This is a genomic window from Nonomuraea sp. NPDC049758, assembly GCF_040674635.1.
Classification (GTDB): domain Bacteria; phylum Actinomycetota; class Actinomycetes; order Streptosporangiales; family Streptosporangiaceae; genus Nonomuraea.
Genome location: NZ_JBFAMZ010000006.1, coordinates 406,302 through 429,154, shown reverse-complemented (window position 1 = coordinate 429,154; position 22,853 = coordinate 406,302). Strand labels below are relative to the sequence as shown.

Below are 22,853 nucleotides of genomic sequence, written 5' to 3'. Positions count from 1 at the left end.
TCAAAAACTCCGGGGCCTCTGACCTGCGGAAACGTCGCACAAGCCGCTGACCTGCAGCGATTCAGCTTGAGGTGTCCACCGTCGAGCCGTCGTCGTCGGCCTCGTACACCAGCACCTGGGACACCTCGGGCAACAGGCAGACCTCGACGCCGGGCAGTCGTGCCGCGATCCTCTGCTTGATCTCGTCAGCCTGCATCGCGCTCAGCCGGTGCGGGCTGCAGACCACGAGTGTCTGACCGGGGCGCACCACCGTCGCGCCGAGCTCCCAAGCGATCTTCAGCTCGCCCATCGCTGCCATCTCAGCTCACCGTCTCCTTGAGTCATGGCCCCGCGTACCAGTCGCGCGAGGTGGCCACGCGCGTCGGCCTGGCGATCGTCACGGGCCGGTTGCCGCGTGAGGTGTTGCACTTCCTGCCGCACACCGGGCACGGGGCGTTCGCGCCGTGCGCGGGCCGCATCGCGTGCGGGTCGATGGGCTGCTCGGAGTCGATGCTGATGGGCACCAGGTGGTCGGCCTCGCCCGCGCCCTCGTGCCCGCACAGGTGGCAGATGTCGCCGTAGATGCGGAACATCTGCTTGCGCGCGGTGCGGTAGGGGCGTCCGGCCCGGTGCCGAGAGACCGCCACGGTGGCCTCCCCTCGCGCTGGTGAGCGGGCAGGGCCGAACGGCGCACCGCCGCCCGGCCCTCATTCCCCTCACCTGGGAATCCCGCGAGGCGGGTCTATGGGGTCCGACGCCCAACCGTGGCGCGGCGTCGGGATCTTACTCAACGGGGCGGGGGAACAGGGCCCGCTCTCTGAGCTTGCGGGAGCTCGCCAGCGCTGCGGCCACGGGCCGGGGCTGGACTACCCATCCCTGCGCGTTCCCCCTGTTTGGGAGTCCTGTCCGGGCATGCGTCATCGCCCGAGGTCAGGATGCCTGTGGATAACGTGATCGTCAAGCTGGCGGCCGCGCGTCCTCGCTGGTCATCTCCTGTCTCGCTTCACCAGCTCGGCGGTAGCCGCGCCGCTTCTCCATGACGGCGTCGATGGTGGCGCGCCGCCACCGCTTGACGTTGTGCTCGGTGTCGTCGGGTGGCGGGATACGGCCGCGCGAGATGTCACCGTCGATGGTGCCGCGCGCCAGGCCGGTGTACTTGACGATGTCGGCGATCGTCAGGAGGTCGTCTGCGTTCCCTTCGGCCGGGGGCGGCTCGCGCAGGAAGGCGCGGCGCACGAGCTGGTCGACGGCGGCCGCGTCGTACTCGGCCCAGCGGCCGCGCCGCCCGAGCGCGGGCGGCCAGTCGGGATGCTTGCGCCAAACGTCCTTCACGGTGGCCAGGGCCCGGCCGTACCGGGCGGCGATCTCGGGAGCGATCAGGCGCTCGGGCGCTACCATGGGCGTGTCGTCCTCTCTGTGAGTGGATGGTCAATCTGTGGGCCTGGCGGGGCTGCCAATTGGGCTGAGGCCCTCCCTGCCAGGCCCTTTGACGTTTCGTGATGGCGGGCCCGGGCCCGCCACCTGTGGCAGGCAGATTCTCCACGTGAGGGGCCCGGCCCCGGGCTGGCTGCCCGGGGCCGGTGGTGACTACCTCTCGTGCCGCTCCAGGATGGCGGCGGTGAGGTTACTCGCGACGACCGCTGTCGTGCAGATCATGTGCACGGCCTCGTATCGCCATTCGACTCCCTCCCCGAGCGCGATCTGGATGAGGTCGATCGCGGTGAGGATGCAGAGTGCGGCCTGGTCCAGGTGGGCCTTCAGGTCTTCCGTGATGGGCTCACTTTCGACCAGGACTCGCACCCTCTCGATCGATCCGACGAACTCCTTCGGAGGAGTGTCGGTCCCCGGGATGGGGAGGTCGATCGGGATGGGGAGCAGGCGGGCGACTGCCCGCAGGTGGTCCAGCGCGATCGCGATGGCCTCGGCCATCTCGTGGATCTGCTGTTCCGGTGTGTCAGCCATTGCTGACCCCTCTCTGTGGAGTTATCAATCTGCGTCGGGCGGGGCTGCCATCCCCTTCCGACACCCCTTAATTTACATGATTGGAACGGTGATTTGCAAGATGGTAGACCGAGAAAGAGCGGGCCGATTCGGCAGTCGGCCCGCTCCTGCTGGTCAGTCGATCAGCCTCGCGTCGCGCACTTGGTCGTCGTTCCCGATCGTCGCCGTGAAGCGACGTCCCGGCAGCGCCTGAGCCTCGATCCCGAGCTGCTCGGCGAGCTCGGCCGCCGGGACTCGCAGGGGGTCGGTCGTCGGGTGGTGGGCGGTGACGATCTCGGCGAGCGAGCCGTACAGGAGAAGGACTCGCCCCTCGAGGCGCTCCGGCGCGTCGCCGATGGCGTGGGCCGCGTCTGGCCCGCGCTCCCATTCGTTGTCCGTCATGTCGTGGTCCTCTCTTCGCTGCTGTCTCGTACACGCTTGGCGAGCCAGTCCCATTCGTACAGGGGCCAGCACGGGCACCCGCGCCACCAGGTGCCCACGTCCTTGCTTGGCGGCTCGCACCAGCCGCTCTCACAGACGATCACGACCTGCTGCGGGCACTCGTGGCAGAAGCGCCGATCAGGGTGGCCGTGCACGCAATCGTGCCGGGCCAGCAGGTCGCGCACCCGCCATGTCATCGCGCCGCCCGCCGGCGTCTCGGGCGTGACGCCCCGACACCAGGGGCACACGACGTCGAGGGCCTGGCCGTCGAAGGTCAGGGCGAGGGCGCGGGCGATCGTGGCCACCAGGGCCCGGGTCTGCTCGTACGCCCACAGCGCGAGCTCGTAGCTGACGCCCGGCTCGGCCAGCCGCGCGAGTGCGTACGTGAGCCACGGCCGCGCGTCGGCAAGGCCCGTACTCGGCGGCGACAGAACCGGACACGCGAGCGCCAAGCCGAGCTCGTCGGCGAGCCACACGATGTCAGCCAACAGGTCCGTGATGATGTCGAGCATCGGCACGCGCACGGGCGCGGGACTGGCACCGATCGCGTCGGCGGTGCGGTCGAGACGCTCCAGGAACGCCTCATGGTCGCGCTCGTCGCGCTCCTCTGCCGTCAGCCGCGGCCGCCGGAATGGTGCGGGCGTCGCACCGGGAAGGCGTTGGCCGTACAGGTCGGGCCAGTAGGCGGCCGCCCACTGGAGATCCGCTCTGGCACGCTCAGCGAGCGTCACAGACGACCTCGGGCGTGCTCGCGGTCATCCGCCGGCTTCCATCCCCGCACCGTGATCACGTGCGTGCCCGCCTTCGGGTACACGGCTCTGTGGTACGTGAAGCAGGGCTCGTGGGCGATCAGTACGTAGTCGCCGGGCTGCACTTCTCGGGTCGTGGTCTCTCCCGAAATGGGATTGTGCACGGTGACGACGAGCGGCCTCTGGTCCATCTGGGCTCCTAGGTCTTGCGGCGGCCGCGGTAGCGGTCGAGGCGGATCACGTTCGGCGGGTCGGGGGTCGGCGCCGGGGGCGGCGTCAGGCTGGGCAGGGGCTCCTGGCGTGCCACTGGCTCACAGGTGGCGACGTGCGGCATCATGACGCGCTCCCACGGCCGGGCCGGCAGGTCGGCGGTGATGCGGCGGGACCGTACGGTGCCGGTCGCCTCGGTCCAGACGGCGGTGTTCCCGTCCAGGTGCGGCTCGGCGTCGACCAGGAGCCGGGCGCCGGCCATCGTGGTAGTCCATCGCACGTCCGCACCGCAGCGGCTACAGGCGCGGATGTCGCTGGGCTTGAGCATCTGTCACCTCTTCTGCCGTCGGGCTCGCTGCCGGTGTCGGTAGAGCTGGCGACGCCGGGCGGCGGCGGGCCGGTTGAGCGTCAGCACCACGGCGACGGCCAGAGCCTTGCCGTGCTTGGGCGTCACCTTGGCCGTCCACTCCGGCGTCGGGGCCGGGCATGGGCAGCATCGGGCGTGGACGCGGCGCAGCAGCCGCAGCGTCTGCTCGTAGGCAGCGGCCTGGCGTCGGTTCATGAGACCTCCCTGCGGTGGTTGTCGAGGATTTGGCGAGCGCGGATGACGAGCCGCGCGTATCCGGCGCTCTCGCCGAGCTCGGCGCGGGCGGCGGCGATGAGCTCGCTGCCGAGGTCGGGCAGGCGGGCGAGCTCGGCCCGGGCCGCCTCGTACGCGGCCGGGTCCGGCTCGGTCGCGTACGAGGCGGCCTCGGGCGTTGACGGGACGGTGAAGAGCAGCGGCGGCTGATAGCCCTTCGCCTCCTTGTGATCCTTGGCCGAAGGCTCGCGGCGGCCCGTGGGACCGCCTTCCACATCAGCGCCGTACGGCGAGGTATGCGCGTGATGGGAGGTGTCTGGGAGGTGCTGTGTAGGTGGGCGGGTGCTGCACCCGGTGTTCCGGGGGGCAGCACCCGGTGTTCCGGGGGGCAGCACCCGGTCATTACTTACCGGTAACTCGTCATCACCGGGTGCTGCACCCGGTGATGACGAGTCATCCACAGCCGGATCAGCGGGTGCAGCACCCGGTGTTCTCGGGCCGCGCGACTTCACCGGCGGTGCGTCGACGCCCTCGGGCGTGATCAGCCTCCGCTCGTCCGGGTCGAGCATCGGCACCCGGTCGCCGAGATCGTCCGGGATCGCCAGCTCGTACTCGTCTGCCATGCCCCCGCGGCCGGCAGATGAGCCCTCGAACACGCGCACCATGAGCCCCACTTCGCGGAGCCGCTTGAGGCAGTCGCGGACCGTCTTGACGTCCCGGCGGCATACCCGCGCCAGGCGCGCCTCGCTCGGCCTCACTCTCGTGCCGTCGGGATTCCCGTACGTCGCGGCGACCACCGCGATGTGCTGCACGGTGGCCGCGCTCACCTTCTTCTTGCCCTCGCCGAACGAGAGATCTGCCCGCCTCACCACCCTCAGCCACTCGAACAGAATCCTGTCGCCCGCCGCCATCTCGCCTTCTTCCCCGGGGGTTGTATGGGATCGACTTGATAGGCGCCGTCGGGCGGCGGCCGGGCCTCGCCGGCCTGCCAGAGCAGCAGGCCGCACTCATGCCCACGAGCGTTGAGTGCGGCCTGCGGTTCCTCAGGCGTCATGCGGAGGACAGCCGCACGACGTCGCGGGCACGCACGGTGTCGCGCCAGAGCCGGTCTGCCGCGTCGGGGGCCGCGCCGGGCCGGAGCTCGTCCCAGCAGACGTACAAGACCTGCTGGCCGCGCTGGATGCCCAGCCCGGTCACCGTGCCGAGGCGGTTGCCCTGTCCGATGATGCGCGTGCCGCAAAACCAGGTGACGGGCCCTGTCCAGGCCATCTCTCAGCCCTCCTTCTCGGCGGCCATGGCCCGTTCCAGGGCGATGTTGGCCATGGTGAGGCGGTCGACCTCAGCCGCCAGGCGGCGCATGGTCTCCCGGTCGCGCAGCATCTCCTCGCGCGTGCGCGGGTCTTCGGTACCGGTGCGCAGGCGCTCGACCTCCTGCATGAGGTCCTCGATCTCTCCGGCACGACGCGACCGCTCGAGCTGCTCGCGCAACTGCACGTTCTCCGCGCGCACCCGAGCGAGCTCGCCTTCCAACGCCTCGATGCTCCGCTCGGCGTCACCGAGCTCGCGGTCGAGGCGGCCGAGAATGTCGTCGCTCTCCTGTACGGTGGACGGCCCGTTGGGCGGCTGCATCGGCTCGTCGACGGCCAGGCGGGCCACCAGGTACCGCCGCACGGCCTTCATGCGCGCCCACTCTCGGGCTGCGGCTGCCTCTCCTTGGCCAGCACGTTGAGCGCGTACTGCAGAGCCCGCTCGGCCTGCACGCCGAACAGGTGTGCGGCGTTGCCGATGCCGCGCGCCTTGTCGAGCGCCTTGTGCATGGCGCCGGCCTCGTGGTCGCCGAGGCTGGGAAGCTTCGCCAGCTCGTTGCCGTAGGCGCGGGCGTCCTCGCATGCGATGAGGTCGATCAGCGCGTCCTCGAGGTCGCCGAGACCCGCCATGCGTTCCAGGTGGCCGCGGATCTCGGGCCGGGGCCCGGGCACCGGCCGTCCCGCGGCGTCGGTCCGCACCTCGACGGATGCCGGGGTGCGGCCGAGGGCGATCTGCTCGACAGCCCACGTCGCGCCGTAGGCGTACAGCAGGGCGGCGCGCTCGTATGCGTCCTGCAGGTCGTGGACCAGCAGGGTGAACAGCTCCCCGATCTCCACGACGGCGCGATCGTACGGGCGCAGCGTGTCATCGGATCCGCGCAGCTGCGCCCCAGCGTCACGGAGGCTGATCGCGCCGGGGAGCTCCTTGAGTCGGATCGTGTTGACCGACCATCGGCCGGACTGGGCGAGGCGGAGGGCCGACCGGTACTCATCCGCGGCGAACCGCAGGCCGAGCACGGAGTCTTCAAGGCTGATGCGCCAGTTCGGCGTGCTCATGGGCTTCTCCTTGGGGCAGGTGAGGGCAAAACGGTGATGAACGGGGTGGCGGGCGTACCGGTGCGGATGACGACGGGCTGATCAGTGGCGCTGGCCGCGCCCAAGCCGCCGGCGATCCCGCCCATGGCGGTCGCGGCCGCGACGGCCGCGAGCGCCGCACAGGCGAGAGCTCGCGGCCACCGCCTCGGCAGGGCCGTACGGCGAGTCACTGACGCCGTCCTCGGCGGGCCAGCGACGTACGCCAGTGGCGGCGCCGCCTGAGATACACGTGCCACTGGCCGCACGTGCACCGGCGGGGAACGGCGTACGGCCGCGAGTCGGCCGCGCGCGCGTCCTCCTCGGCCGGATAGCCGTTGAGCTGCGGATGCGGACAGCCGTCGAGCTCCATGGCCCGCCACTCCTCGCGCGGCCACAGCACGTCATGGATCTCGGCGAGCAGTTCGTCCTCGGGCCGCTCCGAGCTGCGCGCCCCGAGGTGCAGCTCGGGCTGGGCCTGGTCGCGTTGGAGGAGAGTGCGCATCAGCCGAGTCACCGGGGCCCGCAGCAGCAGCAGGGCCCCGGTGACCGCGGCGATAGCGACCAGGTCGTGCAGTGTCACGCCCGGGCTCCCGGGGTGGGGGACGCGCTGCCCTCTCCGAGCGGTACGACGGCGGGCCGGGCCGGGTTGTCGACCGCGCGCATCGCCGCGAGGGTCGGTTCGGCCGCCCGCTCGCGCTCGCGCTCCTCGAGGCGGGCTCGCACCTGGGCCCCGAACCGCTCGATGACCGACCGGGTGTGCCATGCGAGATTGAGGGCGGCCTGCAAGCGGGTGTCGTCGCTGTCGAGCGGGACACCGATCAGCATGTCGCCGATCCACAGCATCAGGGCGGCCTCCGTGGACTCGACGCGCACGGAGTCGGGGGTGAGGTGGCGGTCGGCCGAGTGCACGGCGACGGGGTAGGCCTCGGCGGGAAGCTGCGTCATGACGTCGTGCTCCCGTCGGGGTGGGTAGAGTGGCTCATGTCGTTGGTCCTCTGATCAGTCGCAGTGGGATCGATTCGGAACCCCGTCGTGGTCGCGGCGGGGTTCTGCTTGTTCTGGGTGACGCTGGCGGCGCCGAGCTCGGCGCAGAGGTACGCCCGGACGTCGTCGCACAGCGCGGCGAGGGGCTCGCGGTGACCAGTGGCGGTGTAGACCGCGAGCGTCCTCAGCAGTGCGAGGATCGCGTCGACCTTGGACTCGTACAGCGTGATCGAGGGGCCGGTCTCCGGGCCTTCCCACAGCCCTCGAGCCAGGGCCGCGCCCACGTCCCGGCCGCGGCGGTCGACGTCGGCGACCATCGCGGCGATGCCGGGGGCGCGGTCAGCCATCGATCCGCGCCGTGATGTAGATGGTGACCTGGCCCTCTTCCTCGCGCCGCGGGATGTGCTTGGACCGGGTCACGACGTCGAGCACGTGAGAGAGACGGGTGAACGCGGCGTCGACCTCCGAGGGGGTGCCGATGATGTGGATGCGCGTGAGGCCCTCGGCCTGCGCCTGGTTGTACTTCTGCTGGGCCTGGGTCTGACCGTTCTTCGGGCCCTGGGCCTGGCCCTTTCCGTACCGTCCTTGGGTCGTCACAGAGTCCTCCTGGACTTGTAGTGAGGGGATGGCAGCCGCTGGCGTCGCCGGCGGGGGGTGCTATCGCGACCGGCGGCCGGACGCGCGTCCGGCCTCGGCGGTGGCCTTCTTCGAGCCGATGCGGGCGATCTCGGCGATGTGCTCCTCGGTGAAGCGGTAGAGCTTGCCCATCCGCCAGCAGGGGATGCGACCCACCTTCGCCTGCCGCTTCAGCCACAGGGCGTTGAGGTTGAGCCGCTCTTCTGCCTGCTCAGGGGTGTAAAGCACCTGGTCAACAGGAGCTTCACGACTCGTGCCCAGGTCGGTCGTCGTCGTCGTGCTGTCGTCCATGTCCCGAATCTAGGTCTGATCAGACCTAAAAACAAGCGTCTAGACCTGAAAAGGTGTTGCGTGGTCTAATCAGTCGCGAACGGTCGCGAAAAGACCTCAGGAGGCGTGAAACGATGGACACAGGGGCGGTGAAGCGGTCATCATTTCGGAAGAGCTACCGATGCGGCGGTAGCCCGAACGGGCGCACGGCGCCGGAGGCGGGATGGACGAGACGGAGGCATGGCCTGAGGAGGCGATTAAGCGCCTCGCGAAGGCTGTGCGGGATCGTCGTGACGAGCTCAACGTCACCCAGACCGAGGTCTCCGCGAAGGGCGGCCCGTCGCCGGCGACGCTGTCCCTCATCGAGAGCGCCGCCCGCTCCTCCTTCTCCCGCACGACCCTGCGAAAGCTCGAGCGCGGCCTAGGGTGGGCAGGCGGCGAAGCCATGCGGATCGTCCGCGGCGAGAACGCATCCGCGACTGGCGGCGACACTCCGACGCCGCGCCGCGTGCCGATCGAGACCGGCCGGCCTGACGTTCACGCGGTCGTCGAGACGTTCGCCGCCTGGGACGCACCCCCCAAGGACAAGCTGCAGGTCCTGCAAAAGCTCCTTGAGCAGGCGATCAAAGAGATGCCCAACGGCAGCTGAACATATAACGCTTCGGACAATTTCTGCCTGGAACCGTCCACAAATGCCAATTTGTGTGCAGGAATATTTCTCTGCACGGCAGCGGGCTGGGAATCCCACTGCAATGGAGTTGTCCGAATGGCGGATGCGAACAGCGGCCACAACGACGTGGTCGTGATCTGTGATGAATTGCCCGAGGACTGCCCGAGATTCATCGTCTCGCGTGGCACTTGGCGAGTCGTCTTCGTACGCCCTGATTACTCCCTGGTAAATTCCGGCGTCGATTGAACGGCGATTTGCCACTCGGGCTCAAGGACACCCCATACCTGGAGGCCCGAGTGGCTTACGCGGAGAAGCGTGCCCGGACGTGGAGCGCGCGATGGACGACCCCAGCCCCCAACAGTCGGCGTAGAAGCGTCGCCGACTTCCGTACCCGACGGCAGGCGCTGGACTACGCGCGCGGCCAGGAGCTACCGGCCCGCCGCGCGGCTGGCGAACTCGACGCCGTCCGCGAGACCGAGAGCCGCGGCTGATGGCCAGTGCAGAGAAGCGCGGCAAGACCTGGCGCGTGAAGTGGAAGAACGGCGATGGCGAATGGATCTGGGAGCCAGGCTTCGCCACCAAGCAGGACGCGCTCGACTGGGGGCGCGATCGGGAGGCCGAGGTCCGCGCCGGCACATGGATCGACCCGCGCGCCGGCGAGATGTTGCTCAGCACATGGTGCGACGACTGGTATGAGGCCCAAGATCTGGACATCACCACGATGGTCAACTACGAGTACGCCATCCGGCTGCTCATCAAGCCCTACCTCGGCGACAAGGCGCTGAACGAGCTGACGCCCCTGCTGATCTCGAAGTGGCAGAAGCAGCTGCGGCGCAAGCACGAGCAGTCGACCTGCACGACCGCGCACACCCGGCTGCACACGGTCCTCGAGGACGCGGTGCTCAACAAGAAGATCGGCAGCAACCCTGCGAAGAGGAGCGGCCGCCGGCGCGGCAAGCTGCAGGAGGCCGTCGAGGCGGCCGAGTCGCTCTGGACCACGCCGGTGGTTGTCCTGCGGATCGCCGAGCGTGCCGCGATCTGGACGGGCCGCGAGGACGAATTCATCGCCATCGTGCTCAAGGCGTTCACCGGCGTACGGTGGGGCGAGCTCCTGGCCCTCGACGTCGAGCACTGCCTGTTCCGCAAGATCCAAATCTTCTGGCAACTCAAGGAGGTCAAGGGCGCGTTCCTGCGGGACCTGCCGAAGGGCAGGCGTCGGCGGGAAGCCACGCTCCCGCCGTTCCTCGGCGACCTTCTGGCCCGCCAGATCGAACGGGCCAAGAAGCGGACCTGTCTGTGCCAGGGCGAGCAGCCGAGGTGGCACAAGGACCTCGACAACCCGCTGCCGGTGTGCGAGGGCGGCCGCCACTATCTGTTCCTCGGGCCGAAGCTCGGCCACTTCCGCCGGAGCAACTTCGGCCGGGACATCTGGCGGCCGGTCGTGGACGGAGAGCACCCGGCCACCGGAGGCAAGGCGGCACGCCCGGCCCGGCCGGTGGTCCACGATGGCACGCGCTGGCACGCCTTGTTCAAGGACGGCACGCCGCACGACCTCCGACACAGCCAAGAGACGTGGCTGGGGGAAGAGCACGTGGCACAGAAGGCCATCAACCGGCGCATGGGTCACAAGACCAAGCGCATGGAGTCCATCGAGACGATCTACACGCACGTCTCGGATGAGATGGAGCGGCAGATCTGCGACGCCCTCGAACGGCGTCTGTGGGCCGCTGTGGGGGAGCTGGCGGCCGAGCGGCCCACGGATCGGCCGGCCTCTCCTGTGGCTGTCCTGGACGAGCTGATCACCGTCTGGCGAGCTCGACAGTCGGCCGCGGGGACACGAGACGAAGATCATGTCCCCGCCGTGTCCCCGAACGACGAAAGGCCCCTTCCCAAGATCTCGGGAAAGAGCCTTTGAGCTGTGGTGGGGCTACCAGGACTTGAACCTGGGACCTCTTCCTTATCAGGGAAGCGCTCTAACCGTCTGAGCTATAGCCCCGCACACCGAACGTTATCGCATTCGCCTCTTGGAGGCGAACCAGTTGTTCGGACGAGAAAAGCTTACCGTGTCCGACGGGCTGCTCGTGCCGTACCAGCCACCCCGGTACGGCACGAGCCCCCGCCCGAACCTGTTATTCGGCCTCGCTGAACGTCACCTCAACGCCCCCGACCAGGTCGGAGGCGATGTTGTAGATGACCGCGCCCAGCGTGGACAGAGCGGTGATCAGCACCACGTTCACGGCGCCGATCAGCGCGGTGTACCCGAGGATGCGCACCGGCTCGAACCACGAGGCGATGTTGATCGGGATCGAGCTCTGTCCCTGCTCACCCTTGCCAAGCTGGTTGACCAGGTCGACGAGTGAGTCGAACACCCCCAGAGCCGACAGCACGCCGTACAGGACGGCCACTGCCACGAAGAGCACCACGAAGCAGACCAGGGACACCACGAAGCTGAACTTCATGGCCGACCACGGCTCGATGCGGCGCAACACCAGGTGTGCCTTGCGGGGCAGCCTGGACCCCGCGTTGTTCGACGACTTCTTCTTGGGCATCTCGACGGGCGGAGGTGCCTCACTGGTGAGCGACGGACGGAGGCGCACCGTCTCGTTGCCCTCCGCCTGCGGCTCGTCCTTGGATCGGGGCTGAGCGGCGGCGCCCTTCGCGGGCGTCCTGTCCTGCTCGCCGTCGACCGGATTGAAGATTTCCGGCTCAGTGGACTTCTTCGGCTGCTGTCCGTTACCCGACGCCGCCTGGGCTCTGGCGGTGCCACCCTGGGCGCTCATGATTTACTCTCCTCCCCCGTCTTCCTCATTCTCCACCGGAGTCTCCATTGACTCCGCGTTCCGGGCGAGGGCAACCACGCTGTCGCCTTCGGCGAGGTTCATCAATCGCACTCCCATGGTCTGGCGGCCGGACTGCTTGATCTCGCCGGCACTCGTCCGGATCACCCCGCCGGCGGACGTGATCGCGAAGACCTCGTCCTCTGGGTTGACCATGACGGCTCCGACCAGCTTGCCACGGGAACTCACGATTTTCGCAGTCAGCACGCCCCTACCGCCACGTCCTTGAACTGGATACTGCTCCACTGGCGTCCGTTTTGCGTACCCAGCCTTCGTGGCGATAAGCACATCTTGACCGTCGGCGATCCGATTCATGGCGAGAAGTTCGTCTCCTTCGAGGAACCTCATGCCGATGACACCGCTGGTCGCGCGGCCCATGGGCCGCAATGCCTCGTCGGAGGCGGTGAACCTGATCGACTGGGCGCCCTTGGAGACAAGCAGCAGATCGTCGGTCTCGGAGACCAGACGGGCGCCGATGACCTCGTCGTCCTCGCGCAGGTTGATCGCGATCAGACCGCCCGACCTGGGGGAGTCGTACTCGGACAGGCGCGTTTTCTTGACCAGGCCGCTGCGCGTGGCGAGCACCAGGTAGGGGGCGACGTCGTAGTCGCGGAGGTCGAGAACTTCCATGACTGTTTCGTCGGGCTGCATGGCCAAAAGGTTCGCGAGATGCATGCCACGGGCGTCACGCCCGGCATCAGGCAGCTCGTACGCCTTGACCCGGTACACCCGGCCCTTGTTCGTGAAGAACAGCAGCCAGTGGTGCGTCGTGGTGACGAAGAAGTGGTCGACGATGTCGTCCTGGCGCAGCTGAGCGCCGCGCACGCCCTTGCCGCCCCGCTTCTGCGCCCGGTAGAGGTCGGTACGGGTGCGCTTGGCATAACCGCCGCGGGTGATCGTGACGACGATCTCCTCCTCGGCGATGAGGTCCTCGATCGACATGTCGCCGTCGTAGGCGATGATCTCGGTCTTGCGCTCGTCGCCGTAGCGGTTGACGACCTCGGTCAGCTCGTCGCCGATGATCTCGCGCTGGCGGGCCTCGCTGGCCAGGATCGAGTTGTACTCGGCGATCTGGGCCATCAGGCCGTCGTACTCGTCCTGGATGGCCTGCCGCTCCAGGGCGGCCAGCTTGCGCAGCTGCATGTCCAGGATGGCCTGCGCCTGGATCTCGTCGATCTCCAGGAGCCCCATGAGGCCCTGCTGGGCGTGCGAGGCCGACTCCGAGGCCCGGATGAGGGCGATGACGTCGTCGAGCCGCTCAAGGGCCCTCAGCAGCCCGCGCAGGATGTGCGCGCGCTCCTCGGCCTTGCGCAGCAGGTAACGCGTCCGGCGGACGATGACCTCGACCTGGTGGGCCACGTAGTGGCGGATGAACTGGTCGAGCCGCAGCGTGCGCGGCACGCCGTCGACCAGCGCCAGCATGTTGGCGCCGAAGGTGTCCTGGAGCTGGGTGTGCTTGTACAGGTTGTTGAGCACGACCTTGGCGACCGCGTCGCGCTTGAGCACGATCACCAGGCGCTGCCCGACCCGCGAGGAGCTCTCGTCGCGTACGTCGGCGATGCCCGAGAGCTTGCCCTCACGCACCAGCTCGGCGATCTTCAGCGCCAGGTTGTCCGGGTTGACCTGGTACGGCAGCTCGGTGACGACGAGCGCCTGCCGGCCCTTGTCCTCCTCGACCTCGACGACCGCGCGCATGGTGATCGAGCCGCGCCCGGTGCGGTACGCGTCCTCGATGCCCCGGCGTCCGACGATCAGCGCCTTGGTCGGGAAGTCGGGCCCCTTGACCAGCCTGATCGAGGCTTCCAGCAGCTCCTCGTCGTCGGCCTCGGGGTTCTCCAGATACCACCTGACGGCGGCCGAGACCTCGCGCAGGTTGTGCGGCGGGATGTTGGTGGCCATGCCGACCGCGATGCCGCCCGAGCCGTTGACCAGCAGCTGCGGGAACCGCGCCGGCAGGACGTCGGGCTCCTGCGACTTGCCGTCGTAGTTCGGGCGGAAGTCGACGGTGTCCTTGTCGATGTCGCGCAGCATCTCCATGGCGATGGGCGCGAGCTTGCACTCGGTGTACCGCATCGCGGCCGCCGGGTCGTTGCCCGGCGAGCCGAAGTTGCCCTGGCCGTCGACCAGGGGATAGCGCAGCGACCACGGCTGGGCCAGGCGGACCAGCGCGTCGTAGATCGAGGTGTCGCCGTGGGGGTGGTAGGTGCCCATCACGTCGCCGACGACGCGGGCGCACTTGAAGTAGCCGCGGTCGGGACGGTAGCCACCGTCGTACATCGCGTAGAGCACCCGCCGGTGCACCGGCTTGAGACCGTCGCGCACGTCAGGCAGCGCCCTGGACACGATGACGGACATCGCGTAGTCCATGTAACTGCGCTGCATCTCGGACTGGATGTCCACCGGTTCGATGCGGTCAGCCGGGGGAGTGGTGTTCACGTCCGTCACAGGTTTAGGTCCTTCTTAAACGTCGAGGAAGCGAACGTCGCGCGCGTTGCGGATGATGAAGTCGCGCCGCGCCTCGACGTCCTCGCCCATGAGCACGCTGAACAGGTCGTCGGCCTGGGCCGCGTCGTCGAGCGTGACCAGGCGCAGCAGTCGCGTCGCCGGGTTCATGGTGGTCTCCCAGAGCTGGCCGGCGTTCATCTCGCCGAGGCCCTTGAACCGCTGGACGTTGTCCCGCGGGCGCGGGTCTGCCTTGCCCTGCGCGATGCCGTCGTTGATGACCGCGTCGCGCTCGGCGTCGGAGTAGGCGTAGGAGGCGTCCTCGCCCTTCCGGTCCCACTTGATCTTGTAGAGCGGCGGGCACGACAGGTAGACGTGCCCGGCCTCGATCAGCGGCCGCATGAACCTGAACAGCAGCGTCAGCAGCAGGGTGTTGATGTGCTGGCCGTCGACGTCGGCGTCGGCCATCAGGATCACCTTGTGGTAACGCAGCTTGGCGATGTCGAACTCGTCGTGCACGCCGGTGCCCAGGGCGGTGATGAGCGCCTGGACCTCGTTGTTCTTCAGGACCTTGTCGATCCGCGCCTTCTCGACGTTGAGGATCTTGCCGCGGATGGGCAGGATCGCCTGGAAGCGCGAGTCGCGGCCGCCCTTGGCCGAGCCGCCGGCCGAGTCGCCCTCGACGATGAACAGCTCGCACTTCTCCGGGTCGTTCCACTGGCAGTCGGCCAGCTTGCCGGGAAGGCCGCTGCCGGACTCCAGGAGCGACTTGCGCCGGGTCAGGTCGCGGGCCTGGCGGGCCGCCAGGCGGGCGCGGCTGGCCTGCAGCGACTTGTTGATGATGTCCTTGGCCTCGCCGGGGTTGCGCTCGAACCAGTCGCGCAGGTGGTCGTTGCAGGCCTTCTGCACGAACGACTTGGCCTCGGTGTTGCCCAGCTTGGTCTTGGTCTGGCCCTCGAACTGCGGGTCGGACAGCTTGACCGAGATGATCGCGGTCAGGCCCTCGCGGACGTCCTCGCCGGAGAGGTTGTCGTCCTTGCCCTCCTTGAGGAACTTCTGCTCGCGCGCGTAGCGGTTGACGATGGTCGTCAGCGCCGCGCGGAAGCCCTCCTCGTGGGTGCCGCCCTCGGCGGTGTTGATCGTGTTGGCGAAGGTGTACACCGACTCCGCGTAGGAGTTGTTCCACTGCATCGCGATCTCCACCGCGATGCCGTCGCCCTCCTCCTCGAAGGCGACGATCGACGCGTGCGCCGGCTCCTTCTTGGCGTTGAGGTGCTTGACGAAGTCGGCCAGACCGCCCTCGTAGTGGTATTCGACCGTGCGGGGCTCGCCGTTGACGTGGTCGGGACGCTCGTCGGCGAGCGTGATCGTCAGGCCCTTGTTGAGGAAGGCCATCTCCTGGAAGCGGCGCGAGAGCGTCTCGTAGTTCCAGGTGGTGGTCTCGAAGATCTCGGGATCGGGCCAGAACGTGATCGTGGTGCCGGTCTCGTCGGTCTCCTCGCCCTTGGCCAGCGGGGCCAGCGCCTTGGAGTTGACGAGGTTCAGCCGCCAGTAGTGGCCGTTCTGCTTGACCTCGACGTCCATGGCGGTGGACAGCGCGTTGACGACGGCCGAGCCGACGCCGTGCAGGCCGCCGGAGACCGCGTAGGACTGGCTGTCGAACTTGCCGCCCGCGTGGAGCGTGGTCAGCACGACCTCGACGGCCGAGCGCTTCTCCACAGGGTGGATGCCCGTGGGGATGCCGCGGCCGTTGTCGACGACGCGCACGCCGCCGTCGGCCAGCAGCGTGATGTCGATCCTGGTGGCGAAACCGGCCAGCGCCTCGTCCACCGCGTTGTCCACGATCTCGTAGACGAGGTGGTGCAGGCCGCGCTCACCGGTGGAGCCGATATACATACCCGGGCGTTTGCGAACCGCCTCAAGTCCTTCGAGTACGGTGATTGAGCTAGCGTCGTAGGACAACTGCGAAATCCTCCTGCCGCGGACACGCGGCGGGGGAGGCCGTCAACTTCATGCTGCCCCTACCGTGCCCGTCACCGTCGTGAGTGCCCCGATGCGCGGTCACCCGGGGGAGTCGGCTTACTGCCGGGGTGACACGCAAGCGGACGTGTCCGGAATCCTTTTTCATTCTACCGCTTCCCGGAGCCCGTGGTGGCAATACACGCGCCTGTGATGCGCCCTAGCTCGATTTGCCCCCCACTCAAGCATCCCCCCTTCGGAAAGGGGGCTTATCGCGTCTGCGGCTGTCTGATCGCCCCCGGCGCCTAACCATAGGTGTCGCCGGGCCCCCTGCTTCCGGTCACCCGCAAACCCCCTGTGGGCCGGGGCGCGTTCTGCGGCCCCCTGACCTTGACCTTTGTCACGGAACCGTCACCCAGCTCCTCGTTGAGCCTGCGGATGAGGGTGCGCGCGAGCAGCCTGACCTGCGTCGCCCAGGCCGTGGAATCGGCCGCGATGAGCACCTCACCCTCGTCGAAGGACTCCGGCCGGGTGTGGGCGGCCAGGTCGGGGCCGACGATCTCCTTCCACCGGCCGAACACCGCGCCGACGGCCGCCGAGCGCTCCCAGCCGCGGTCGGCCAGCAGGTCGGCGATGGCCCGGCCGAAGAGCTGGGGATCGCCGGCCTCCCTGCGCGGGCCGGCCTTGCGCCTGGGCTCGCGACGAGGGAGCTGGCCGCGCTTGGCCGCGTCGGCCTTCGCCTGCGCGAGCTTCTCCCTCGCCATGGCGGCCCCCCTGGCCGCCGCGTTGTGCTGCTCATCGGACACGGGTCACGCTCCCCTCAGCGACGTCGAAACGGGCCCCCGCCAGCTCCTTCGGCACGTCGTCGGGCACGGCGGCAGTGATCAGCACCTGTTCGGCCGGCGCGACGATCTCCGCCAGCCTGCGCCGGCGCTGGCTGTCGAGCTCGGCGAACACGTCGTCGAGGATCAGCACCGGGTCGCCGCCGTCGGCCCGCAGCAGGTCGTAGGCGGCCAGCCGCAGCGCCAGCGCGAACGACCACGACTCGCCGTGGCTGGCGTAGCCGCGGGCGGGCAGGTCGCCGAGGCCCAGGATCAGGTCGTCGCGGTGTGGGCCGACCAGGGTGACGCCCCGCTCCAGCTCGGCCTGGCGGACCTCCGTGAGCCGGTCGCGGAGCTGCTGTTCAAGGGTTTTCCCCAAGTCTGTGGATAACGTCTGCGCATCGGGAGATCCCCGCTCACCGGCGACTTCGTCCTCCGCGCCGTCCCCGCCTGTGGACAACGTGCTGCGGTAGGCCAGCGTCGCGGGGGCGCTCGTGGGGGCCAGCGCGGCGTAGGCCCCGGCCACCAGCGGGCGCAGCGCCTCGATGAGTTCCAGCCGCGCCCGCAACAGCTCCGCGCCGTGCCTGGCGAGGTGGGCGTCCCACACCTCCAGCGTGCTCAGGACGTCGCCGGCGCCCGCGGCGGCGAACGCGGTGTCGCTCTCGGCCCGCCGGGCGCTCCTGCTGCCTCTGCGGGCCTGCGCGGCCGTGCGCAGCAGGGCGCCGCGCTGCTTCAGCACCCGGTCGTAGTCGGCCCGGACCCCGGCGAACCTCGGAGCCCTGGCCACGAGCAGGTCGTCGAGGAAGCGGCGGCGCTCCGACGGGTCGCCCTTGGACAGCGCCAGGTCCTCCGGCGCGAACAGCACCGTGCGCAGCAGCCCGATGACGTCGCGCGGCCTGGACACGGGGGAGCGGTTGAGCCGCGCCCGGTTGGCCTTGCCCGGGTTGATCTCCAGCTCCACCAGCGCCCGCCGGTCGTCCCTGTGGACGGCGCAGCGCACGATGGCCCGCGCGGCCCCCTGCCGCACCAGCGGCGCGTCGTTGGCCACGCGGTGGCTGGAGTGCGTCGCGACATAGCCGAGGGCCTCGACCAGGTTGGTCTTGCCCTGGCCGTTGGGCCCGACGAGAGCCGTGACGCCCGGTTCCAGACCGAGCTCCACGGACGCGTAGGACCTGAAGTCGGTCAGCGAGAGGTGGGCGACATGCACCCCACGAAGGTTAGTCCGCCGCGGGGGCCGCCCGTGTCACCGGCTTGCCGTCCTGTGGAAAACCTCGGGCTGCCGCGGACGGCCTGTGGACCCCCAGCAGGACTGCTCGGCTGGGCTACTCGGCTTCGCGCGGCGGGACCACGTCGGCGCCGGGCGAGTCGGCGCCCTTGCCGGTGCTGCCCTCGGTCGAGGTGATCGCGTGGCCGCCGAACTGGTTGCGCAGCGCGGCGACGACCTTCATCGCGGGGGAGTCGTCCTGGCGCGAAGCGAACCGCGCGTAGAGGGCGGCGGTGATCACCGGCAGCGGCACGGCGTGGTCGACGGCCGCCTGGACCGTCCAGCGGCCCTCGCCGGAGTCCTGGGCGTAACCGCGGAGCTGGTCGAGGTGCTCGTCGTCGTCGAGCGCCCGCACCATCAGGTCGAGCAGCCAGGAGCGGATGACGGTGCCGGTGCGCCAGCTGCTGAAGGAGCCCCTGACGTCCTTGACGACGTCGGACGCCTCCAGAAGCTCCCAGCCCTCCGCGAACGCCTGCATCATGCCGTACTCGATGCCGTTGTGGACCATTTTCGCGAAGTGGCCGGCACCGACGTCACCGGCGTGGACGAAGCCGTCCTCGCCCTCGGGCTTGAGCGTCTCGAAGATCGGCATGAGCCGGTCGACGTCGGCCTGCTCGCCGCCGCACATGAGGGCGTAGCCGTTCTGGAGGCCCCACACGCCGCCGCTCACGCCGCAGTCGACGAAGCCGATGCCCTTCTCGCGCAGCTCGGCGGCGTGCTTCTGGTCGTCCACATAGTGTGAATTGCCGCCGTCGACGACGATGTCGCCCTCGTCGAGCAACTCGCCGAGCTCGTCGATCGTCTGCTGGGTGGGCTTGCCCGCGGGAACCATGACCCAGACCGCGCGCGGCGCGGACAGCCGTTCGACCAGCTCCTTCAGGCTGGCCACGTCGCTGATGCCGGGGTCGCGGTCGTAACCGACCACCTCCTGGCCGCCGCGGCGCAGCCGCTCGGCCATGTTGCCGCCCATCTTGCCCAGTCCCACCATGCCGATCTGCATGACGCTCCTCTACCCCCTTGTCAGGCTTCCATCATCCCCGATGACGGGATCAGCCCGACAGGCGGATGGGCATGATCAGGTAACGGTAGTCCGTACCTGCGCCTTCGTCCACAGGCTTGCCCCCTGTGAGGATGGCCGGTTTGGTGGAGGTCGTCATCTGCAGGCGCGCCACGTCGGAGTCGATCGCGCCGAGCCCCTCCAGCAGGAACTGGTGGTTGAAGGCGATGTTCATCTCCTCGCCCTCGTAATCCACAGGCAGTGCCTCGACGGCCTGCGCCTCGTCGCCGCTGCCGGCCTCCAGCACGACCTCGCCGCTCCTGAACGCCAGCCGTACGGGGGTGTTGCGCTCGGCGACCAGGGCCACGCGCTTGACCGCCTCGACGAACGGGCCTGTGGACAGGTCGGCGCGCGCGGAGAACTCCGTGGGCAGCAGCGAGCGGTACTTGGGGAACTCGGGGTCGAGCAGCCGCGTCGTGGTGCGCCGGCCCGCGCTGGAGAAGCCGATCATGCCCTCGCCGGTGCCGCCGGCCGAGCTGAGCGCGATCTCCACCTCGGCGCCGGTGGTGCCGAGGGCCTTGGCGGTGTCGGCGAGCGTCTTGCCGGGGATCATCGCGATCGCGGCGAAGTCGGGCTGGCCCGGCTGCCACTTGAGCTCGCGCACGGCGAGCCGGTAGCGGTCGGTGGCGGCGAGGGTGACCGTGTCGCCCTCGATCTCCATGCGCACGCCCGTGAGCATCGGGAGCGTGTCGTCCCGGCCCGCCGCGACGGCGACCTGGCTGACGGCGGAGGCGAACACGTCGCTGCCCACCCGCCCGGCCGCCGGCGGCATGGCCGGGAGCGACGGGTAGTCCTCCACAGGCATGGTCAGCAGGGTGAACCGGGCGCTGCCGCACGTGACGACCGCCTTGGCGCCTTCCACCACGAAGTCCACAGGCTGTGCGGGAAGCGCGCGCGTGATCTCGGCGAGCAGCTTGCCCGAGACCAGGACGACGCCCGCCTCACCGGTGTGGAGTTCGAGCGTGACCTCGGCGGAGACCTCGTAGTCGAAGCCCGACAGCTTGAGCTGCTGGCCCTCCGTCACCTCCAGGCGCATGCCGGCGAGCACGGGCACCGACGGGCGCGCCGGGAGACTGCGTGCCGTCCATGCCACCGCCTCAGCGAGGACGTCTCGCTCGATTCGGAACATCACGGTGATCAGCCTCCTGGGTTCGTCGTTGATTCAAGTGTTCACTCTCCCGCACCGCGGTTCGGGGAGAACCCCTCTATGGGTCTTTGATTTTCTTAGTAAGAGAGATAAGAGGTCATCACACTAGGGGCTGTGGGAACTGTGGACAACTGATGTCCTCGCAGCTCAGTGCCCCTGTTTTCATCCACCGAGGGTGTGGGTGACGCCTGGGGGAAACTTCGCCGCCTGGGGATGGAGATTCGTCGCCCACAGGCCGTCCCCAGATCATGGGGTGTTCATCCACCGGTTATCCACGAGGTTTCCACAGGTTGTCCACGGGGTAAGGGGGGGCCTTCTGGAGTCCCAGATCGACTGTTCACAGGCCGTCCACACGTTATCCACGAGTCATCCCCAGGTTCTCCTCAGGATGTCCCCAGATTCGTCCCCAGCCCTTGTGGGTGGATTTTTCCAGGCATTGGCGGTCGTACCGACGCGCCGATTTTGCGTTTCCGCTGGTCCACAGTGTTTTCCACAGGCTGTGTACGAGCATCAAGATCCACGCTTGCTCTGTTTGATACGCATTGTCAGCTCGTTGACCTGGTTGTACATCGACCTGCGCTCGGCGATGAGCGACCGGATCTTGCGCTCTGCGTGCATCACGGTGGTGTGGTCGCGGCCGCCGAACTGCTGGCCGATCTTCGGCAGCGACAGCTCGGTCAGCTCGCGCGCCAGGTACATGGCGATCTGCCGGGCGTTGACGAGCGCGCGGCTGCGCGAGGTGCCGCACAGGTCTTCGATGCTGATGCCGAAGTAGTTGGCGGTCTCGGTCATGATGGCCGCGATCGTGATCTCGGTGTCGGACTCCGAGGTGATCAGGTCCTTCAGCACGACCTCGGCGAGCTGCAGGTCCACACCCTGCCTGTTGAGGCTGGCGAACGCGGTCACCCTGATCAGGGCGCCCTCCAGCTCGCGGATGTTGGTGGAGATCCGGCTCGCGATGTACTCCAGCACCTCGGGCGGCGCGGCCAGGCCCTCCTGGATGGCCTTCTTCCGCAGGATCGCGATGCGGGTCTCCAGCTCGGGCGGCTGGACGTCGGTGATCAGGCCCCACTCGAACCGGTTGCGCAGCCGGTCCTCCAGCGTGATGAGCTGCTTGGGCGCGCGGTCGCTGGAGATGACGATCTGCTTGTTGGCGTTGTGCAGGGTGTTGAAGGTGTGGAAGAACTCCTCCTGCGTCTGCTCCTTGCCCTCCAGGAACTGGATGTCGTCCACAAGCAGGATGTCGATCGCGCGGTAGCGGCCGCGGAAGCCGTCGGCCTTGTGGTCGCGGATGCTGTTGATGAAGTCGTTGGTGAACTCCTCCGAGCTCACGTATCTCACCCGGGCGCCGTCGTACAGGCTCTGCGCGTAATGCCCGATGGCGTGCAGCAGGTGGGTCTTCCCCAGGCCGGAGTCGCCGTAAATGAAGAGCGGGTTGTACGCCTTCGCGGGGGATTCGGCCACCGCCACGGCCGCGGCGTGCGCGAACCGGTTGCTGGCGCCGATGACGAATGTCTCAAATGTGTACTTCTGGTTGAGTCTGGCCGGCTCGCTGGGCTTGTTGCTCTTCGCTTCCCAGCGATTCGGCGCCGGCTCCGGCGCTTTCTCCACAGGCGGTGTGTACGGCTGCACCTGTTCAAAAGAGAACGAAGGCTGTGGATATTCGGTGGACGCCGGAGGCTGCTCGGGCTGTGGAGAATAGAACTGCGGGGGCTCGGATGCCTGGTAGTGCTGGGGTTGCACCGGCTGTGTGTAACGCGGCTGGCTATCCACACTCTGGGGATAAGGCACATTCACAGGCTGTTGATGGGCGTCCGGCAAGGGCTGTTCCGGAGCCGTGGTGTCGATCATCACGGCCAGCCGCATCGTCATCCCCAGCTCCTGGGACAGCGCGTGGGCCACCAGCGGGCGCAACTTGCCCTCGATGAGGTCCTTGAGGAAGTCGTTGGGGACGCCGAGCACGATCGTGTCGTCCGCGAGAGCGATCGGACGGACCATCGACAGCCAGGTGCGCTGCTGGATGGGCACGTTCTCGTTGAGGAAGTTGCCCAGGGCCCTCGCCCATACCGTGCCGAGGTCGACACCACTCATGGTGCGGCTCCCCTCCTTCCTCTCGCGGCCCCCCGCGATCGTTTATCCACATGACCGTGGTCGCCCCGAGCGGTCGGCGACCCCTTCGTCCACAGCGTGGCGGCAGGGCTTCGTACCCAGGTCCTCCACAGGAGATCCACAGGCTGTGCACGGTGTTTCCGGTGGTCCAGAAGGGCCGACAGTATCCATGTGCACAGCTGTGTTCAAGACGTTGTCCACAGCGTAGTGGCACCTGGATGCACAAACTGTGGACGTGGGCCCGGCGGTGGAAAAGTCGCCTGTGGATCAGTGGATAACCCGTTCAGTTTGACCTGGGACGCCGTTGGCCCGTAACGTACGACGGTCGGCTTGCCAC

28 protein-coding genes and 1 tRNA gene are annotated in these 22,853 nt (G+C 68.5%); 2 read left to right on the top strand and 27 right to left on the bottom strand.

Annotated features, from left to right (window positions below):
- Nucleotides 1-61: 61 nt before the first annotated feature.
- From AB0J46_RS18995 to AB0J46_RS18910, 18 genes are all read right to left on the bottom strand, one after another.
- Nucleotides 62-289, bottom strand: a complete 228-nt coding sequence (locus AB0J46_RS18995; protein ID WP_364333175.1) for a hypothetical protein — start codon at nucleotides 287-289, stop codon at nucleotides 62-64.
- 31 nt (nucleotides 290-320) lie between these two features.
- Nucleotides 321-626, bottom strand: a complete 306-nt coding sequence (locus AB0J46_RS18990) for a hypothetical protein (protein ID WP_364333172.1) — start codon at nucleotides 624-626, stop codon at nucleotides 321-323.
- A 310-nt stretch (nucleotides 627-936) separates the two neighbouring features.
- Nucleotides 937-1,377 (bottom strand): hypothetical protein, encoded by a 441-nt coding sequence (locus tag AB0J46_RS18985; RefSeq protein WP_364333169.1) that lies wholly within the window; start codon nucleotides 1,375-1,377, stop codon nucleotides 937-939.
- 189 nt (nucleotides 1,378-1,566) lie between these two features.
- Nucleotides 1,567-1,941, bottom strand: a complete 375-nt coding sequence (locus tag AB0J46_RS18980) for a hypothetical protein (RefSeq protein WP_364333167.1) — start codon at nucleotides 1,939-1,941, stop codon at nucleotides 1,567-1,569.
- 153 nt (nucleotides 1,942-2,094) lie between these two features.
- Nucleotides 2,095-2,361: a hypothetical protein gene (locus tag AB0J46_RS18975; RefSeq protein ID WP_364333164.1), complete on the bottom strand. Its 267-nt coding sequence runs from the start codon at nucleotides 2,359-2,361 to the stop codon at nucleotides 2,095-2,097.
- On the bottom strand, nucleotides 2,358-3,131 hold the full coding sequence (locus AB0J46_RS18970) for a hypothetical protein (RefSeq protein WP_364333161.1): 774 nt from the start codon (nucleotides 3,129-3,131) through the stop codon (nucleotides 2,358-2,360). The genes AB0J46_RS18975 and AB0J46_RS18970 overlap by 4 nt, the downstream gene beginning before the upstream one ends.
- Nucleotides 3,128-3,340 carry a hypothetical protein gene (locus AB0J46_RS18965; protein ID WP_364333158.1) on the bottom strand — a complete coding sequence of 71 codons (213 nt, stop codon included), beginning with the start codon at nucleotides 3,338-3,340 and terminating at the stop codon, nucleotides 3,128-3,130. Before AB0J46_RS18965 ends, AB0J46_RS18970 begins: the two co-directional genes overlap by 4 nt.
- Nucleotides 3,341-3,348: 8 nt before the next feature.
- On the bottom strand, nucleotides 3,349-3,639 hold the full coding sequence (locus AB0J46_RS18960) for a hypothetical protein (protein ID WP_364333155.1): 291 nt from the start codon (nucleotides 3,637-3,639) through the stop codon (nucleotides 3,349-3,351).
- Between the two features lie 51 nt (nucleotides 3,640-3,690).
- Entirely contained in the window at nucleotides 3,691-3,921 is a 231-nt protein-coding gene (locus AB0J46_RS18955; RefSeq protein WP_364333152.1) for a hypothetical protein, read from the bottom strand.
- Nucleotides 3,918-4,850, bottom strand: a complete 933-nt coding sequence (locus tag AB0J46_RS18950; protein ID WP_364333149.1) for a hypothetical protein — start codon at nucleotides 4,848-4,850, stop codon at nucleotides 3,918-3,920. Before AB0J46_RS18950 ends, AB0J46_RS18955 begins: the two co-directional genes overlap by 4 nt.
- Before the next feature lie 139 nt (nucleotides 4,851-4,989).
- The gene (locus AB0J46_RS18945; protein ID WP_364333146.1) at nucleotides 4,990-5,208 is read right to left on the bottom strand and encodes a hypothetical protein; all 219 of its coding nucleotides are present in this window, start codon (nucleotides 5,206-5,208) and stop codon (nucleotides 4,990-4,992) included.
- A 3-nt stretch (nucleotides 5,209-5,211) separates the two neighbouring features.
- The gene (locus AB0J46_RS18940; protein WP_364333143.1) at nucleotides 5,212-5,619 is read right to left on the bottom strand and encodes a hypothetical protein; all 408 of its coding nucleotides are present in this window, start codon (nucleotides 5,617-5,619) and stop codon (nucleotides 5,212-5,214) included.
- Nucleotides 5,616-6,302: a hypothetical protein gene (locus AB0J46_RS18935; RefSeq protein ID WP_364333140.1), complete on the bottom strand. Its 687-nt coding sequence runs from the start codon at nucleotides 6,300-6,302 to the stop codon at nucleotides 5,616-5,618. Before AB0J46_RS18935 ends, AB0J46_RS18940 begins: the two co-directional genes overlap by 4 nt.
- Before the next feature lie 205 nt (nucleotides 6,303-6,507).
- Nucleotides 6,508-6,900 carry a hypothetical protein gene (locus AB0J46_RS18930; protein WP_364333137.1) on the bottom strand — a complete coding sequence of 131 codons (393 nt, stop codon included), beginning with the start codon at nucleotides 6,898-6,900 and terminating at the stop codon, nucleotides 6,508-6,510.
- Nucleotides 6,897-7,265 (bottom strand): hypothetical protein, encoded by a 369-nt coding sequence (locus tag AB0J46_RS18925; protein ID WP_364333134.1) that lies wholly within the window; start codon nucleotides 7,263-7,265, stop codon nucleotides 6,897-6,899. The genes AB0J46_RS18930 and AB0J46_RS18925 overlap by 4 nt, the downstream gene beginning before the upstream one ends.
- Nucleotides 7,262-7,651, bottom strand: a complete 390-nt coding sequence (locus tag AB0J46_RS18920; protein ID WP_364333131.1) for a hypothetical protein — start codon at nucleotides 7,649-7,651, stop codon at nucleotides 7,262-7,264. The genes AB0J46_RS18925 and AB0J46_RS18920 overlap by 4 nt, the downstream gene beginning before the upstream one ends.
- Nucleotides 7,644-7,901, bottom strand: a complete 258-nt coding sequence (locus AB0J46_RS18915; protein ID WP_364333128.1) for a hypothetical protein — start codon at nucleotides 7,899-7,901, stop codon at nucleotides 7,644-7,646. The genes AB0J46_RS18920 and AB0J46_RS18915 overlap by 8 nt, the downstream gene beginning before the upstream one ends.
- Nucleotides 7,902-7,961: 60 nt before the next feature.
- The gene (locus AB0J46_RS18910) at nucleotides 7,962-8,231 is read right to left on the bottom strand and encodes a hypothetical protein (protein ID WP_364333125.1); all 270 of its coding nucleotides are present in this window, start codon (nucleotides 8,229-8,231) and stop codon (nucleotides 7,962-7,964) included.
- A 202-nt stretch (nucleotides 8,232-8,433) separates the two neighbouring features.
- On the opposite strand from AB0J46_RS18910, the gene AB0J46_RS18905 reads away from it, so the two are divergent.
- Both AB0J46_RS18905 and AB0J46_RS18900 read left to right on the top strand, forming a co-directional pair.
- Nucleotides 8,434-8,859, top strand: coding sequence for a helix-turn-helix transcriptional regulator (locus AB0J46_RS18905; protein ID WP_364333122.1), 426 nt, complete (start codon nucleotides 8,434-8,436; stop codon nucleotides 8,857-8,859).
- A gap of 511 nt (nucleotides 8,860-9,370) precedes the next feature.
- Nucleotides 9,371-10,795, top strand: a complete 1,425-nt coding sequence (locus AB0J46_RS18900) for a site-specific integrase (RefSeq protein ID WP_364333119.1) — start codon at nucleotides 9,371-9,373, stop codon at nucleotides 10,793-10,795.
- Nucleotides 10,796-10,799: 4 nt separating this feature from the next.
- Here the strand turns inward: AB0J46_RS18900 and AB0J46_RS18895 are convergent.
- The 9 genes from AB0J46_RS18895 to dnaA form a co-directional block, all read right to left on the bottom strand.
- Nucleotides 10,800-10,876, bottom strand: a tRNA-Ile gene (locus AB0J46_RS18895).
- A gap of 133 nt (nucleotides 10,877-11,009) precedes the next feature.
- Complete coding sequence (locus tag AB0J46_RS18890; protein WP_364333116.1) at nucleotides 11,010-11,660, bottom strand: DUF3566 domain-containing protein; 651 nt, start codon at nucleotides 11,658-11,660, stop codon at nucleotides 11,010-11,012.
- Between the two features lie 3 nt (nucleotides 11,661-11,663).
- Nucleotides 11,664-14,162, bottom strand: coding sequence for a DNA gyrase subunit A (gyrA, locus tag AB0J46_RS18885; RefSeq protein WP_358291198.1), 2,499 nt, complete (start codon nucleotides 14,160-14,162; stop codon nucleotides 11,664-11,666).
- 15 nt (nucleotides 14,163-14,177) lie between these two features.
- The gene (gene gyrB, locus AB0J46_RS18880; protein WP_364333113.1) at nucleotides 14,178-16,121 is read right to left on the bottom strand and encodes a DNA topoisomerase (ATP-hydrolyzing) subunit B; all 1,944 of its coding nucleotides are present in this window, start codon (nucleotides 16,119-16,121) and stop codon (nucleotides 14,178-14,180) included.
- Nucleotides 16,122-16,423: 302 nt separating this feature from the next.
- Nucleotides 16,424-16,924: a DciA family protein gene (locus AB0J46_RS18875; protein ID WP_352324557.1), complete on the bottom strand. Its 501-nt coding sequence runs from the start codon at nucleotides 16,922-16,924 to the stop codon at nucleotides 16,424-16,426.
- On the bottom strand, nucleotides 16,914-18,146 hold the full coding sequence (gene recF / locus AB0J46_RS18870) for a DNA replication/repair protein RecF (protein WP_364333111.1): 1,233 nt from the start codon (nucleotides 18,144-18,146) through the stop codon (nucleotides 16,914-16,916). Before recF ends, AB0J46_RS18875 begins: the two co-directional genes overlap by 11 nt.
- Before the next feature lie 115 nt (nucleotides 18,147-18,261).
- Nucleotides 18,262-19,203, bottom strand: a complete 942-nt coding sequence (gnd, locus tag AB0J46_RS18865) for a phosphogluconate dehydrogenase (NAD(+)-dependent, decarboxylating) (protein ID WP_364333109.1) — start codon at nucleotides 19,201-19,203, stop codon at nucleotides 18,262-18,264.
- Nucleotides 19,204-19,252: 49 nt separating this feature from the next.
- Nucleotides 19,253-20,392, bottom strand: a complete 1,140-nt coding sequence (dnaN, locus tag AB0J46_RS18860; RefSeq protein ID WP_352324554.1) for a DNA polymerase III subunit beta — start codon at nucleotides 20,390-20,392, stop codon at nucleotides 19,253-19,255.
- 525 nt (nucleotides 20,393-20,917) lie between these two features.
- A complete protein-coding gene (dnaA, locus tag AB0J46_RS18855) occupies nucleotides 20,918-22,498 on the bottom strand; it encodes a chromosomal replication initiator protein DnaA (protein ID WP_357974053.1) in 1,581 nt (526 codons plus the stop codon).
- Nucleotides 22,499-22,853 lie beyond the last annotated feature (355 nt).